The 16,870-nt window shown below is 40.2% G+C and carries 8 protein-coding genes and 1 pseudogene; 4 read left to right on the forward strand and 5 right to left on the reverse strand.

Going from position 1 to position 16,870, the window contains the following annotated elements; all coding sequences use genetic code 11:
- Positions 1-12: 12 nt before the first annotated feature.
- From menD to ABWH96_RS15055, 4 genes and pseudogenes are all read left to right on the forward strand, one after another.
- Entirely contained in the window at positions 13-1,695 is a 1,683-nt protein-coding gene (menD, locus tag ABWH96_RS15040) for a 2-succinyl-5-enolpyruvyl-6-hydroxy-3-cyclohexene-1-carboxylic-acid synthase (RefSeq protein ID WP_375578339.1), read from the forward strand.
- Positions 1,692-2,538 (forward strand): annotated as a pseudogene (locus tag ABWH96_RS15045) (1,4-dihydroxy-2-naphthoyl-CoA synthase). The gene menD and the pseudogene ABWH96_RS15045 overlap by 4 nt, the downstream one beginning before the upstream one ends.
- 77 nt (positions 2,539-2,615) lie before the next feature.
- Positions 2,616-2,858, forward strand: coding sequence for a DUF433 domain-containing protein (locus ABWH96_RS15050; protein ID WP_375578340.1), 243 nt, complete (start codon positions 2,616-2,618; stop codon positions 2,856-2,858).
- Complete coding sequence (locus ABWH96_RS15055; protein ID WP_375578341.1) at positions 2,855-3,205, forward strand: DUF5615 family PIN-like protein; 351 nt, start codon at positions 2,855-2,857, stop codon at positions 3,203-3,205. Before ABWH96_RS15050 ends, ABWH96_RS15055 begins: the two co-directional genes overlap by 4 nt.
- A 244-nt stretch (positions 3,206-3,449) precedes the next feature.
- Here the strand turns inward: ABWH96_RS15055 and creD are convergent, their stop codons facing one another.
- The 5 genes from creD to ABWH96_RS15080 all read right to left on the reverse strand — a co-directional run bounded on the left by creD (position 3,450) and on the right by ABWH96_RS15080 (position 16,870).
- Positions 3,450-4,817 (reverse strand): cell envelope integrity protein CreD, encoded by a 1,368-nt coding sequence (creD, locus tag ABWH96_RS15060; protein ID WP_375578342.1) that lies wholly within the window; start codon positions 4,815-4,817, stop codon positions 3,450-3,452.
- A gap of 52 nt (positions 4,818-4,869) precedes the next feature.
- Positions 4,870-5,166 carry a winged helix-turn-helix domain-containing protein gene (locus ABWH96_RS15065; protein WP_375578343.1) on the reverse strand — a complete coding sequence of 99 codons (297 nt, stop codon included), beginning with the start codon at positions 5,164-5,166 and terminating at the stop codon, positions 4,870-4,872.
- On the reverse strand, positions 5,163-5,780 hold the full coding sequence (locus ABWH96_RS15070) for a hypothetical protein (RefSeq protein ID WP_375578344.1): 618 nt from the start codon (positions 5,778-5,780) through the stop codon (positions 5,163-5,165). Before ABWH96_RS15070 ends, ABWH96_RS15065 begins: the two co-directional genes overlap by 4 nt.
- 79 nt (positions 5,781-5,859) lie before the next feature.
- Positions 5,860-6,411 (reverse strand): hypothetical protein, encoded by a 552-nt coding sequence (locus tag ABWH96_RS15075; protein WP_375578345.1) that lies wholly within the window; start codon positions 6,409-6,411, stop codon positions 5,860-5,862.
- A gap of 118 nt (positions 6,412-6,529) precedes the next feature.
- Positions 6,530-16,870: a gliding motility-associated C-terminal domain-containing protein gene (locus tag ABWH96_RS15080; RefSeq protein WP_375578346.1), complete on the reverse strand. Its 10,341-nt coding sequence runs from the start codon at positions 16,868-16,870 to the stop codon at positions 6,530-6,532.

Below are 16,870 nucleotides of genomic sequence, written 5' to 3' on the forward strand. Positions count from 1 at the left end.
TGCAGGCTGAATATGGAACAGCAAACAATAAATAATATAGCGGAGATTTGCCATCAGCAAGAAATTGAAAAAGCCATTATATCTCCAGGTAGCAGAAACGCTCCTTTAACGCTGGCATTTGTCCGACATCCTAAAATACAATGTTTTTCCATAAGCGATGAACGTTCCGCTGCTTTCATTGGAATGGGAATGGCTCAAGCTGACAGAAAGCCAGTTGCTTTAATTTGCACATCAGGATCAGCTGCGCTCAATTACGCACCCGCTATTGCTGAAGCCTATTTTCAAGAAACTCCTTTAATTGTGATTACTGCAGACCGACCACCCGAATGGATTGATCAATGGGACGGACAAACCATCCGACAAGAAAACATCTATGGCAAGCATGTTAAAAAGAGCTACAATATAGCTGTTGATTTGTCACATGCTGATGCGCAGTGGCAAACTTACAGAGTTATTAATGAAGCGGTTCTAGAAAGTAAAACAGGAGTTCAAGGACCTGTGCATATTAATATTCCATTTCGTGAACCATTCTATCCTGAAAAGTCTGAAAACTGGAATTATGATCAGAATGTTAAGATTATAAAAAGCATTGTTGGAGAAAAAAGACTGAATGAAAATCAAATCAGCCAACTTCAAGCAGAATTAAAAGAGAAGGAAAAAATTGCTTTTGTTTTAGGGCAGGACGATTATAGCGTAGAATTTTTACAAGCTCTTGATCAAACTTCCCAGCAAGTGAATATACCTATTTTTGCAGACGTTATTTCCAATGGTCATGGATTAAAAAACGCTATTCATTTGCCTGACAGTATTTGTATGTCCATGCTTAAGGATTCTAAAACTGAAGTAATTCCAGATTTAATTATCAGTTTTGGTAAAAGTATTATCTCCAAAAACCTTAAATTGTTTTTGCGAAAAAATGTAAAGGCTCAATGGCATGTACGCAATCATCACGCATTTATTTCTGACCCTTTTCAGTCATTAAGCAAACAAATTGAAGCTGAACCTATTTCCATTTTACAGCATTTAAATAAAAGTTCTTCTGCTGAATTTTTAAAATTATGGAAGGATAAAAACACAGAAGCAGAAACTAAAACCAATCAGTTTCTAAGCACTCAATCATTCAGTGAATTTTCAGCTTTACAGGATATAATTAAAAAATTACCCGAGGACAGTCATTTGCATTTGGCCAATAGCTTGAGCGTTCGATATGCCAACTTTATAGGGATAAAGCAGGGCCGAATAAAAATATGGGCAAATAGAGGCACTAGCGGAATTGATGGTTCTACAAGTACAGCCATTGGTCATGCCATTTCGCAGAAAGACCAAAATCATTTCCTTATCACAGGTGATGTAGCTTTTTTTTACGATAGAAACGCCTTCTGGCATAAATATCCGTATCCTAATTTAAAAATCATTCTGCTTAATAATCAAGGTGGCTCCATTTTCAGAATGATTAAAGGCCCAAATCAACAAGCTGAGTTAGATGAATTCTTCGAGACTGAGCAAAGACTGGATGCCAAAAGTTTATGCAGTGAATTGGGGATAGCTCACTTTTCTGCATTTGATGCAGAAAGCTTTGAAACTATTAAAGATAAATTTATGAAATATCCTCAGTCTGCCATTTTGGAAATTAAAACGGACGCCAAAATCAACCAAAAAATATTCGAAGACTTTAAAAAACAATTGATATCATGAGTAAAATTAACTGGACAACGGTAAAAAAATATACCGATATAACCTATAAAAAGGCAAATCACGTAGCCAGAATAGCATTTAATCGACCTGAGGTTCGTAATGCTTTCCGCCCAAAAACAACCGCTGAACTTTTTGATGCTTTATTGCATGCCCGAGAAGATGATGACATAGGAGTAGTTTTGTTATCTGCTGAAGGCACCTTCACCAAAAGATGGGAAATATGCATTTTGCAGTGGCGGAGACCAAAAAGCCAGAGGTGAACAAGGATATGTTGGGGATGATGGAGTTGCCCGATTGAATATTTTGGAAGTGCAAAGATTGATTCGATTTATGCCTAAAGTGGTGATCGCAGTAGTGCCAGGATGGGCCGTGGGTGGCGGTCATAGTTTGCATGTAGTTTGCGATATGACTTTAGCTAGTAAGGAGCATGCTATTTTCAAGCAAACTGATGCTGATGTCACCAGCTTTGATGGTGGTTATGGGTCAGCCTATTTAGCAAAAATGGTAGGACAAAAAAGAGCTCGTGAGATCTTCTTTTTAGGTAGAAACTATTCTGCGCAGGAAGCTTTTGATATGGGAATGGTGAATGCCGTAGTTCCGCATAATGAATTGGAAGATACTGCCTTCGATTGGGCTCAAGAAGTATTAGGTAAATCTCCTTTATCTATTCGAATGTTAAAATTTGCTTTTAATGCTACGGATGATGGCATGGTTGGTCAGCAAGTATTTGCCGGTGAAGCCACTAGGTTAGCCTATATGACGGAAGAGGCTAAAGAAGGTAGGAATGCATTTTTGGAGAAAAGAAAACCTGATTTTGAGAAGTTTAAGCGGGTTAGTAATTGAGAAGATTTAAGACTTCTTAGTCAGAATTATATAATGAGTATGAAAATATTTTTTAAAAAATTACGTATATTTAATATATGGATTGGAAAAGTCATATCATATCAGACAAGAAGATTTTATTAGGAAAACCAACAATCAAAGGGACACGAATATCTGTAGAATTCATTTTAGAAAGATTAGCTGATGGATGGACAGAAGATAAAATTTTAGAGTCTTATCCACATCTTAAAAGAACAGATATTCAAGCAGTTTTTTCCTACTTGAATGATTTTGTTAAAGATGGATTGATGGTTGAACTTAGAAATAAAATGGAAGAATGAAGTTTTTGGCAAACGAAAACATTCCATTTCCAAGTATAAAATATCTAAGAAATCTAAATATTGATATTAAGGCAATTGCAGAAATTTCTCCAGGAATATCTGATGAAGAAGTTATGAAATTAGCTATCAATGATAAAAGTACTATCATAACTTTAGACAGTGATTATGGAGAATTGATATTCAAGTATGGCTATAAACCAAAACAGGGAGTTATATATTTTAGATTATTAGAACTTGAACCTGAAGAGGTTGGCAAAGTTTTAATTCAAATGATTGAAAATAATATGGTTTTCAACAATTATCTCACTGTAGTAAATAAGAATTTCATCAGACAAAGACCATATTAATAGGTCTTGGCTACAAAGCCAAGACCTATTCTTTTTACCCCATCGCCAGCGTCCCGCTGGTGATGGATACTGGTGCCTCCGGCACGGAATAACTACTTGCTCTCCAGCATAATTTCAGCATTTCATAGCCAATAAACGCCTGAAGCGAAAGTAGTTTCCACCAGCCAAAGGCAGGCGGAAGTGTGCTTTTTTTGCTTGGCTAAAACAAATGGTGGGTGACACACTTTAGGAACCTTAATTATGATCAATTTCCTTCAGCCTCAAGCATTTTATCCTGTTTAGCAGTTTGCAAATTATACCAATCAATCTTTCTAGTAAAATACATGGTCAATCCTAAAATCACAGCTAATCCAATGCTTCCAATTAAAAGAGAATAATCGGCTAATTGAAGGGTTACATATACAAATCCATAAATTCCTATCAAGGTCAGAATAAGGACAATTACTAATTTACGAGCTTTGATAATGTACAGCGCATAAAAGGAGATCATCCCGACTATTCCAAAAGTGGAAATGGCATAGGCTAAATTAAAATTAGAATGCTCTGAGATGGAAACCAGTAAAATATAAAATAGACATAAAGCAAGCCCGACCAAGATATATTGAAATGGATGGATTTTCTTTTTATTAATAACTTCTACTAAAAAGAAAACCAAAAAGGTAAGCGCAATGGTCATGACAGAATATTTGGCTGAACGCTGAGCTTTTTTATAATCATCCACTTCATTCAGTAAATTAACGCCAAAAGCAGAAGCATCCATTTTATCTTTCATGCTCCTCCCAGACCAACTTTGAGGATAATTTCTATTCAATTCCAACACATTCCAATCTGCTATAAAACCAGCCTCAGTTACATCCCTGTTCTTTGGTAAGAAATTCCCTTTAAAACTTGGGGAAGTCCATTCCGATTGCAAATTTACTTGAGTTGTCCCTCCCACCGGAACAAAGGTTAGATCCTGGCTTCCTTGTAAAGCCACTGAAAATTTAAAATCAATTTTTTGATTCTCTTTAGAAGAAATATTCTCAGGATAAATGGTAATGCCAGACCTAATCAAATCAATTATTTTACTGCCTGATTCTACTTTTAGGCTTTCCTCTCCCCATATAAAATTGATATTGTTCCGTATACCCCTCAAATCAGAAAAGCCGATAGTAAGAAAAGCCTTTTCGTACTGAATTTCTTTTAAGTGATTTTCATCGAAGCTAATATCCATATTAAATGTTCCGTTCACATTTAAATCAGAATCATAGACCACTACATCATATATTCCCCTGTTTAATACTTGGGGCTTTAATTTACCGTTAATGATCAAATTTTGAGGTAAAACATAATGATAAACAACACTTTCTACAATTTTACCTTCCTTTTCATGCTCATATAAAAGCGGTATGGTCAAAATCGGTCCATTGATCTCTTGACTGTTTGCCCATTTACTACTGACTTCTTCAATTGCCTCTTGCTGTAGACTTTGTCTTTCAGTAATTACATCATTAATCATTGCTGAGGGTATCAGCAAAAGCAACATTAAAATTGTGATAGTTAATAGTTTTAGCATGACTGAATTTTTAAGCCAATTGCTCATTTTCTCGAATAGATTGTTTTCATTTTCCATAATATCATTATTTAAGAGCACTTTGTATTTCAAAGCATGTATACAAAAAAATTTATTTGTTGTTTAGTAATTTTTCTATTGCATCAATATGTGCTTTAAAAGCATTCTTGCCTGCTAAAGTAGCCTTATAAGTGGTGTTAGGCTTTCTGTCCACAAAATCTTTTTCAAAACTGATATATTCTTTTTTCTCTAGATTTTTAAGGTGACTGGCCAAATTTCCATCTGTAACCCCTAATAAATCTTTTAAAGAAATAAAATCTATCTTGTCATTGACCATCAAGACGGACATTATTCCCAAGCGCACTTTATTTTCAAATGCTTTATCAAGACTGTTCAGTATATTCTTCACGATCCGTACTTCAAACGCATTCTAATTCCGTAAATAATATGTAAAATCCCAAAGCCAGCAGCCCAAAAAATTAAACCATAACCTATGAAATATAACCCTATTAATCCTAATATGATTTGAGCTATTCCCAGACTTTGAATGTCGTGTAAAGTATATTTACTAGCATTGACCAAAGCCAATCCATAAAAAATTAATGTTAAAGGAGCAATTACACCCATATATCCATTAATTATTAAAATTAGGCAAACCAAGCCACCTGTAACCAATGGGATAGCTAAATTTACTAATAACAATTTAGCATGTTTATTCCATAGTTTCTGAGCTTTCTTCTTACTTGTTCGGTGGGTTAATATAATCACAGAGCCAATGGATAATATTAATGTAGCTAGAGCCAATAAAAATATATCCCTAATGGTTTCAGGAGATAAATAAACAACTTTAAAGCTATAATAATCTGTATCAAGATAGATATAATGATAAGCTATGAAAGCAGAAACTAATGCGATGATTCCCGCTACTACACCCGAAATACCACTTAAAGAAATAAAACGACCAGAGCGATCCATCATTTCTCTTATTTCCTTTATGTCTTGAAGATATTTTTCTTGATCCATTTTTTTACTTTGTAATTCAAAGTACAATGAAATAAATTAAATTTACAAATGATTGAAAAAATATTTTTATCAGAACGGACTAATTATTTCTGAAATCATCCCACCATTCTTGTCTTTTTTCCCTACGTTCTTCTCTCCTGTCCCTTCTCTCCTTTCGCCTTTTACGTTTAATTCTATCTTTTTTCCTTTTGGCTTTTGTTTCGCGCGTGATGGCGTAATGAATGGAAACAGTAGCAGGAAATTCAAACCAATCTTTATGATTGATATGATATGCAGGTTTAATATCAGCAGAAATGACTAGTGGGACAGCAGGGATTTTCCATTCTATTCCCCCCATCAAATCATAGCCATAAGTAGAGCCGTATTCTTTTAAGCCTCCTACATGAATGCCCGCTCCAAAAAATAAATTAAAACCTTGTCCAGTAATAGGTAAATGATATTTAGGAATAACTGCAAAATTGTAGGCATCTGATTCTAAATCAGTAATGGCTTCAGCACTAAAGCGGGGTAAAATTCTTTGCTTAACACTTAACCCATACCTAGCATCACCAATTCGTAATCCAACTGCTATTCCATATTTTTGAGCTGATAACTGAAAGCATATCAGCATCAAAATAAATGAGAGTTTCATTTTCATTTTGGATTAACGAAAACAATAAGGACTTAGTATTAAACTATAAAAGGCAATAAAAAGTAAAAAAAATGCCAACCCTATTCTGAGTTGGCATTTTTTTAAAGAATCTAATAATTTACCTTTTACCTCTAATTATCTCGACCCATCCATTTTGCACATTACCATCTACAGTTAATTGGTAGAAGTAGATACCATCAGGATTATCACCACCATCCCAAAGGTTGCTTGATCGGTAGTTACTATCTCTATAGACGATTGTTCCAGTTCTATTAGTTACTATCAATTCAGCACCATTATCAGGTAAATTTAATATTCTAAATACATCGTTTTTACCATCATTATTTGGCGTAAACACATTAGGAATAAATGGACTTCTGTCAAAATCAACTGTGATATCTGAAGACCCTTCACTGTCAAATACTAAACGGTTTCCATCATTACCACATCCAAACGAGTCATAGTATTCAACTTCATAAACACCTGGCAATAGATTATCAAAAGTAATGGTTTGATCTGATCCAAAATCAATTGGTTCCGAAGGCAATACATAATCTGAACTATTATTACCACCTAGAGGCGTCAATAAAAATATTTGAGCAGAATAACCATTGGCACCAGAAGTAGGCTCAACCAATCTTATACTAATAGAACCATTGGCTCTATCAGGACGAGATGTTGGCATTGGGTTCATATCGGACCTCTCTCTGTCAACCCCTGGAGGCAAATTAGGTTCAGGCACTAACTCAACATTTAATTGTGCTACAGGCGCATCAATAAACACACTTGCATTTTCAGACTCAATTAAACTATTACAATTATCAGGCTGTTGATTAAGTTTCACAATATAATCTCCTCTTGTAATCATTCCATAAATACTTTGGTCAATAATAAACCTGCCACTTTCAGGAATAGTATTAAGCGTAAATGTTTCAGTAGGATCTATATCATTCCCTTCATAAACTTCAATATTTAAAGGAATTGTTTCATCTGCTACAATATTGAATAATTCAATAGAACCAGACTCTTGGAAACAAGCCACATCATTTGATTCAATATCAAAAGAAGGAACAATGGCTCCACCATTTATCGTTACAAAATTATCTGCTGAACAAGCTTGATCATCATCAATTGCCCGTACAGTCCATCTGTATCTTGCTCCTTTTTCGAATGGAATATTATTATCAACATCAAATTGTGATATAGTGAATTCTCTACTTCCATTCGTATTTATATCTAATAAGTACTCTGAAGTAATGGTATCATTAACCTTATTTAAAATCAGATTATATGGCCCAGGTACATTATCGATAGTTGTTTGATCGATAGTAATTAAGATACCTTCTGGATCATCCACACAATTATTTTCAGGATTAATTTCAGTTACCAATGCTCTAACTTCATTTGGTGACACAATTGACCTTATATCAAATGTTTCAGAACATCCATTATCATCTGTTATAGTCAACTCATTTACATTCCTTGCCAATCCAGAAATATTTCTCTCCTCATCAAGTTCGATTACATTTCCATCAATAGAATAAACATAAGGAGCTACACCTCCGGAAACAGTTGGCACATTAATCTCACCAATTTCCTCAGCCACCGTACAACTTGCTTGTGTAATTAAAGTTATATTTCCCTCTAGATCAATCGGTTGGCTTAAGTGTTCAATTTCCACCTTAACAGATAACTCACATTCAGAAGAGCCCGCCTGATCACTTACCAATATACTTTGTCTGGCAGGTAAATTAGTAATTGGCTCACCTGAAATAAATTCTCTCCATATAGTCCCGTCCAATGAATAAAATCCACTGCTTATTCCATCTAGCTCAATTGTAGCTGAACCAGTAGATTCTCCGAAACAGGTAATATCGGTTTTATCAGTAACAGTAGCCGTAAACCCTCCAGATCTCTCAATATTAAAGTTTCTACTGCTTGGTTCGCATAATCCAGGGTTATCCACATTTGTAACTACTAATTCAAAAAGACCTAAAGTGTCTAGCTCTGTAGTCCAAGCTCCCGAATCTGTAGTAATGGAATCAACCACCACTCCAGCAGTATCTAATATTTCATAAAAATACTCGCCTTCTAATTCGAAGTTTACCAATATTTGCGCTCTTGTAGTATTACAGCTAGGCTCTACTACTGTTAAATCTAATGCACTATTGGAAACCTGAGTCGGTTCGTTAATAATGATATTCCTTACAGTGTCTACCTGACAACCACCAGAATTAGTAAAAGCCATTCCATAAGTTGCCGGAGCTAAATCTGTAAATAAACCAGTGGTATTCGTTTCAATTTCAGTATCTGTGCTATCCAATAAAACGAAATCAAAAGTTCCATCTATAGTAACCTGAATTTGGCCTACAGGATTATCGCAAGTAGCATCAGAAGTGTTGACTAATGGTAAAATAGATTGCTTTTGACCAATTAAAACTGATTTACTGTCCTCACAATCATTATCCTTATCTCTCAATATTACTTCATAATTACCTGGTAAAAAGTCTGCATCCACTTCTAGTAAATTGCCACTACCAGGATTGGTTGCAGTCACAAATATACTATCAGTAGCTGATGACTTCACCGTTACTTCTAAAGTGCTTGCATTGCTTACATTCTGAAGGAATAAGAAAATTTTACCATCTTGAACTCCTTGACATGTAGCATCCTCCGTAATTGTAGAGAATTTGGTATCCGCACATTCGAAATTTAAAAATTCAACTATTACATCCTCTGAATCAGTACAAGAAGGAATACCTGGGTCTGTTACTGTATAAGTAAAAGTATAACTGCCAGAGGCTACTGATGTAAAATCAGCATCATTACCAGTAATCACAGCACCACTAGCATCAGTATCTGTCCAAGTTCCTCCGCCATCTTGACTTCCATCTAATAAGGTTGTTAAATCAAATGGATTATTTACTAGATTTACTTCTCCAGGGGTTCCAATATAGTTTCCAGCCGTAGGTGAAGTAGGTTCTGATATTGTAAAGACATTACTTACTACCGTACAACCAGCATCATCAATAGTTAATTGATAATCCCCTGCTAAATCCAAGCCCGATAAATCTTCAGTTCCTGGGTCTGTAAATCCTGTTGGACCAGTCCAGCTATATGTTGTTGGACCTGTATATGCTCCAGTAATCACTACATCAATAGCACCTTCTGAACCACCACAAGTCTGTATGTTTGTAATATTCGTTTCAGTAGTAGCATTATCAATATCAAATGAAGCATCTTCATTTAAAATCTGAGTTAAAACAACTTCACAATTAGTGGTAATATCAGTGACAGTAATAGTGTAGTTACTTTGAGATAATCCTGGTATTGTATATGTAGCAGTTCCTGATGCTACTAAGTCAGGTGTACCTCCATCAACACTTACTTCATAATCATTCCCCACATCAGCAACATTGATTTCAATTGCACCATCAGATGATCCACAATTAGGTTCTGTAATTGTGTTAATAGTAGCAGCAATTTCATCTACTGGATCAATAGTAAAGGTTTCTGATTCTGTACAAGCTCCTTCTTCTACAAAAACTTCATAATCTCCTGGAGTCAATAAATTGTAAGAATAGGTGTCAGAAGGGTCAGCGTCAGATCTTGATCCACTTACTTCAGTGCCTGTATTCACATCTTCTATATAATAATTATAAGGTTCAGTTCCACTAGTAACTTCAATATCAATACCCCCATTATCTACTCCACATTCTGATTGTGCATCAACAGATAGAACATTAATAGTATAAGCTACTGGGTCAATTACAGTGTAAGTATCTGTAACTTCACATGCTGTATTATCAGATGTAACAACTACTGTGTAAACTCCAGCCTCTAAATTAGATATATCTCCATCTGTGGCCCCAGTTATAATATTACTATATCCGTTCGAACTAGACCAATCAAAAGTAAAAGTATCACCTGTAAATGTACTATTAGCTGTTATTTCTAGTGACCCATCAGTTGCTCCACAACCTGAAGTAGAATTGTTAGTATCCAAAGTTACTGAAAGAGAATTTACATTTACTGTTACATCTGCTGTAGCATCTGAACATCCTGCTGAGCCTACTGTGTAGGTAAATACATAGGTTCCCGCTGCTACTCCGTTAAAGTCGGCCGTTGAGGTACTCCCATCGCCCGGCTGGCTGATCGTTACCGCTTCCGGGTTTCCTATCGCTGCCGTAAAGCTTCCAGTTAACTGAGGAGTGCCTCCCAATACATTATATAAGTTAAAGGCTCCATCATTGTTACAGGCATCCGCTGTTCCGGCTGTTCCTGCATCCGGTAAAGCACTCACTTCCACCGTTAAGATGGCCGTTGATGGGCTACACCCTGCCGCTGTTACCGTATAAGTAAAAGTATAGGTGCCTATAGCGGTCGTTAAATCTGCTTCCGCTGTCGTTCCATCACCTGATTGTGTTACTATGCCGGTCGCTGGGTTACCCACATCTTCTGTAAAAGTTCCGTTGATATCTGGTGTGCCCCCTAATGCGGAATACAAATCAAATGCATTTGCATCCTCACAGGCGTCCACTGTCGCATCCAATCCTGCATCTGGTGCCTCGCTTACAGTGATCGTTACATCTGCTGTACCATCTGGACATCCTGCTGAGCCTACTGTGTAGGTAAATACATAGGTTCCCGCTGCTACTCCGTTAAAGTCGGCCGTTGAGGTACTCCCATCGCCCGGCTGGCTGATCGTTACCGCTTCCGGGTTTCCTATCGCTGCCGTAAAGCTTCCAGTTAACTGAGGAGTGCCTCCCAATACATTATATAAGTTAAAGGCTCCGCCATTGTTACAGGCATCCGCTGTTCCGGCTGTTCCTGCATCCGGTAAAGCACTCACTTCCACCGTTAAGATGGCCGTTGATGGGCTACACCCTGCCGCTGTTACCGTATAAGTAAAAGTATAGGTGCCTATAGCGGTCGTTAAATCTGCTTCCGCTGTCGTTCCATTACCTGATTGTGTTATTATGCCGGTCGCTGGGTTTCCAGCATCTTCTGTAAAAGTTCCGTTGATATCTGGTGTGCCCCCTAATGCGGAATACAAATCAAATGCATTTGCATCCTCACAGGCGTCCACTGTCGCATCCAATCCTGCATCTGGTGCCTCGCTTACAGTGATCGTTACATCTGCTGTAGCATCTGGACATCCTGCTGAGCCTACTGTGTAGGTAAATACATAGGTTCCCGCTGCTACTCCGTTAAAGTCGGCCGTTGAGGTACTCCCATCGCCCGGCTGGCTGATCGTTACCGCTTCCGGGTTTCCTATCGCTGCCGTAAAGCTTCCAGTTAACTGAGGAGTGCCTCCCAATACATTATATAAGTTAAAGGCTCCATCATTGTTACAGGCATCCGCTGTTCCGGCTGTTCCTGCATCCGGTAAAGCACTCACTTCCACCGTTAAGATGGCCGTTGATGGGCTACACCCTGCCGCTGTTACCGTATAAGTAAAAGTATAGGTGCCTATAGCGGTCGTTAAATCTGCTTCCGCTGTCGTTCCATCACCTGATTGTGTTATTATGCCGGTCGCTGGGTTTCCAGCATCTTCTGTAAAAGTTCCATTGATATCTGGTGTACCCCCTAATGCGGAATACAAATCAAATGCATTTGCATCCTCACAGGCGTCCACTGTCGCATCCAATCCTGCATCTGGTGCCTCGCTTACCGTGATCGTTACATCTGCTGTAGCATCTGGACATCCTGCTGAGCCTACTGTGTAGGTAAATACATAGGTTCCCGCTGCTACTCCGTTAAAGTCGGCCGTTGAGGTACTCCCATCGCCCGGCTGGCTGATTGTTACTGCTTCCGGGTTTCCTATCGCTGCCGTAAAGCTTCCAGTTAACTGAGGAGTGCCTCCCAATATATTATATAAGTTAAAGGCTCCATCATTGTTACAGGCATCCGCTGTTCCGGCTGTTCCTGCATCCGGTAAAGCACTCACTTCCACCGTTAAGATGGCCGTTGATGGGCTACACCCTGCCGCTGTTACCGTATAAGTAAAAGTATAGGTGCCTATAGCGGTCGTTAAATCTGCTTCCGCTGTCGTTCCATCACCTGATTGTGTTACTATGCCGGTCGCTGGGTTACCCACATCTTCTGTAAAAGTTCCGTTGATATCTGGTGTGCCCCCTAATGCGGAATACAAATCAAATGCATTTGCATCCTCACAGGCGTCCACTGTCGCATCCAATCCTGCATCTGGTGCCTCGCTTACAGTGATCGTTACATCTGCTGTAGCATCTGGACATCCTGCTGAGCCTACTGTGTAGGTAAATACATAGGTTCCCGCTGCTACTCCGTTAAAGTCGGCCGTTGAGGTACTCCCATCGCCCGGCTGGCTGATCGTTACCGCTTCCGGGTTTCCTATCGCTGCCGTAAAGCTTCCAGTTAACTGAGGAGTGCCTCCCAATACATTATATAAGTTAAAGGCTCCATCATTGTTACAGGCATCCGCTGTTCCGGCTGTTCCTGCATCCGGTAAAGCACTCACTTCCACCGTTAAGATGGCCGTTGATGGGCTACACCCTGCCGCTGTTACCGTATAAGTAAAAGTATAGGTGCCTATAGCGGTCGTTAAATCTGCTTCCGCTGTCGTTCCATCACCTGATTGTGTTACTATGCCGGTCGCTGGGTTACCCACATCTTCTGTAAAAGTTCCGTTGATATCTGGTGTGCCCCCTAATGCGGAATACAAATCAAATGCATTTGCATCCTCACAGGCGTCCACTGTCGCATCCAATCCTGCATCTGGTGCCTCGCTTACCGTGATCGTTACATCTGCTGTAGCATCTGGACATCCTGCTGAGCCTACTGTGTAGGTAAATACATAGGTTCCCGCTGCTACTCCGTTAAAGTCGGCCGTTGAGGTACTCCCATCGCCCGGCTGGCTGATCGTTACCGCTTCCGGGTTTCCTATCGCTGCCGTAAAGCTTCCAGTTAACTGAGGAGTGCCTCCCAATACATTATATAAGTTAAAGGCTCCATCATTGTTACAGGCATCCGCTGTTCCGGCTGTTCCTGCATCCGGTAAAGCACTCACTTCCACCGTTAAGATGGCCGTTGATGGGCTACACCCTGCCGCTGTTACCGTATAAGTAAAAGTATAGGTGCCTATAGCGGTCGTTAAATCTGCTTCCGCTGTCGTTCCATCACCTGATTGTGTTATTATGCCGGTCGCTGGGTTACCCACATCTTCTGTAAAAGTTCCATTGATATCTGGTGTGCCCCCTAATGCGGAATACAAATCAAATGCATTTGCATCCTCACAGGCGTCCACTGTCGCATCCAATCCTGCATCTGGTGCCTCGCTTACCGTGATCGTTACATCTGCTGTAGCATCTGGACATCCTGCTGAGCCTACTGTGTAGGTAAATACATAGGTTCCCGCTGCTACTCCGTTAAAGTCGGCCGTTGAGGTACTCCCATCGCCCGGCTGGCTGATTGTTACCGCTTCCGGGTTTCCTATCGCTGCCGTAAAGCTTCCAGTTAACTGAGGAGTGCCTCCCAATATATTATATAAGTTAAAGGCTCCATCATTGTTACAGGCATCCGCTGTTCCGGCTGTTCCTGCATCCGGTAAAGCACTCACTTCCACCGTTAAGATGGCCGTTGATGGGCTACACCCTGCCGCTGTTACCGTATAAGTAAAAGTATAGGTGCCTATAGCGGTCGTTAAATCTGCTTCCGCTGTCGTTCCATCACCTGATTGTGTTACTATGCCGGTCGCTGGGTTTCCCACATCTTCTGTAAAAGTTCCATTGATATCTGGTGTGCCCCCTAATGCGGAATACAAATCAAATGCATTTGCATCCTCACAGGCGTCCACTGTCGCATCCAATCCTGCATCTGGTGCCTCGCTTACCGTGATCGTTACATCTGCTGTAGCATCTGGACATCCTGCTGAGCCTACTGTGTAGGTAAATACATAGGTTCCCGCTGCTACTCCGTTAAAGTCGGCCGTTGAGGTACTCCCATCGCCCGGCTGGCTGATTGTTACTGCTTCCGGGTTTCCTATCGCTGCCGTAAAGCTTCCAGTTAACTGAGGAGTGCCTCCCAATATATTATATAAGTTAAAGGCTCCATCATTGTTACAGGCATCCGCTGTTCCGGCTGTTCCTGCATCCGGTAAAGCACTCACTTCCACCGTTAAGATGGCCGTTGATGGGCTACACCCTGCCGCTGTTACCGTATAAGTAAAAGTATAGGTGCCTATAGCGGTCGTTAAATCTGCTTCCGCTGTCGTTCCATCACCTGATTGTGTTATTATGCCGGTCGCTGGGTTTCCAGCATCTTCTGTAAAAGTTCCATTGATATCTGGTGTACCCCCTAATGCGGAATACAAATCAAATGCATTTGCATCCTCACAGGCGTCCACTGTCGCATCCAATCCTGCATCTGGTGCCTCGCTTACCGTGATCGTTACATCTGCTGTAGCATCTGGACATCCTGCTGAGCCTACTGTGTAGGTAAATACATAGGTTCCCGCTGCTACTCCGTTAAAGTCGGTCGTTGAGGTACTCCCATCGCCCGGCTGGCTGATCGTTACCGCTTCCGGGTTTCCTATCGCTGCCGTAAAGCTTCCAGTTAACTGAGGAGTGCCTCCCAATATATTATATAAGTTAAAGGCTCCATCATTGTTACAGGCATCCGCTGTTCCGGCTGTTCCTGCATCCGGTAAAGCACTCACTTCCACCGTTAAGATGGCCGTTGATGGGCTACACCCTGCCGCTGTTACCGTATAAGTAAAAGTATAGGTGCCTATAGCGGTCGTTAAATCTGCTTCCGCTGTCGTTCCATCACCTGATTGTGTTATTATGCCGGTCGCTGGGTTTCCAGCATCTTCTGTAAAAGTTCCATTGATATCTGGTGTACCCCCTAATGCGGAATACAAATCAAATGCATTTGCATCCTCACAGGCGTCCACTGTCGCATCCAATCCTGCATCTGGTGCCTCGCTTACCGTGATCGTTACATCTGCTGTAGCATCTGGACATCCTGCTGAGCCTACTGTGTAGGTAAATACATAGGTTCCCGCTGCTACTCCGTTAAAGTCGGCCGTTGAGGTACTCCCATCGCCCGGCTGGCTGATCGTTACCGCTTCCGGGTTTCCTATCGCTGCCGTAAAGCTTCCAGTTAACTGAGGAGTGCCTCCCAATACATTATATAAGTTAAAGGCTCCGCCATTGTTACAGGCATCCGCTGTTCCGGCTGTTCCTGCATCCGGTAAAGCACTCACTTCCACCGTTAAGATGGCCGTTGATGGGCTACACCCTGCCGCTGTTACCGTATAAGTAAAAGTATAGGTGCCTATAGCGGTCGTTAAATCTGCTTCCGCTGTCGTTCCATCACCTGATTGTGTTACTATGCCGGTCGCTGGGTTACCCACATCTTCTGTAAAAGTTCCGTTGATATCTGGTGTGCCCCCTAATGCGGAATACAAATCAAATGCATTTGCATCCTCACAGGCGTCCACTGTCGCATCCAATCCTGCATCTGGTGCCTCGCTTACAGTGATCGTTACATCTGCTGTAGCATCTGGACATCCTGCTGAGCCTACTGTGTAGGTAAATACATAGGTTCCCGCTGCTACTCCGTTAAAGTCGGCCGTTGAGGTACTCCCATCGCCCGGCTGGCTGATCGTTACCGCTTCCGGGTTTCCTATCGCTGCCGTAAAGCTTCCAGTTAACTGAGGAGTGCCTCCCAATACATTATATAAGTTAAAGGCTCCATCATTGTTACAGGCATCCGCTGTTCCGGCTGTTCCTGCATCCGGTCCAGCAGCTACAGCTATTCCTGTGATATCTGTTGTGCATCCATTATCGTCAGTAACTGTAACATCATATGTACCAGGTGAAAGTCCAGAAATATCTTGAGTAGTCTCTGCGTTGCTCCACAAATAAGTATAAGGTGGAGTTCCTCCCGTAACATCAATATCTATTGAACCAGATCCTAAATTATCACAATCATCAACAACAGTATTAACACTTGCTATTAATTCTGCTGGTTCAGTAATTATTAAACCAGTAACCAATTTTGGGAAAGCACTAGCATCATCACTTACTCTAACCCTATAAGAATTAGATCCTCCTGCAGCAGCTATTAAGTCAGGATTATCATTTGCCTTAATCCCAAAACCTGGAAATGGCGGAGTATAACTAACAGAACCATCTGACAAACTTATATTATCATTCAATTCAATTGAATTATCAGATGTACCAGTAATAGTTGCGATTGCTATTTCACTACTTCCATCCCATATAAAAAATTCGACTGTGTAAGGTGGTGTACCAGAAGAAATATTCAAAGTAATTTCACCATCAACTCCATCAAAACAGCTTACATCTTGAGTCACAGATGCATTTATAGTTAATTGAGCATTTGCTATTTGCGGAGAAATGGCAGATAATAACCCAAAAAATAAAATAAATATTGCCTTGTAAATCTTTCCCAT

It is taken from the genome of Marivirga tractuosa (assembly GCF_042140215.1).
Taxonomy (GTDB): Bacteria; Bacteroidota; Bacteroidia; order Cytophagales; family Cyclobacteriaceae; genus Marivirga; species Marivirga tractuosa_A.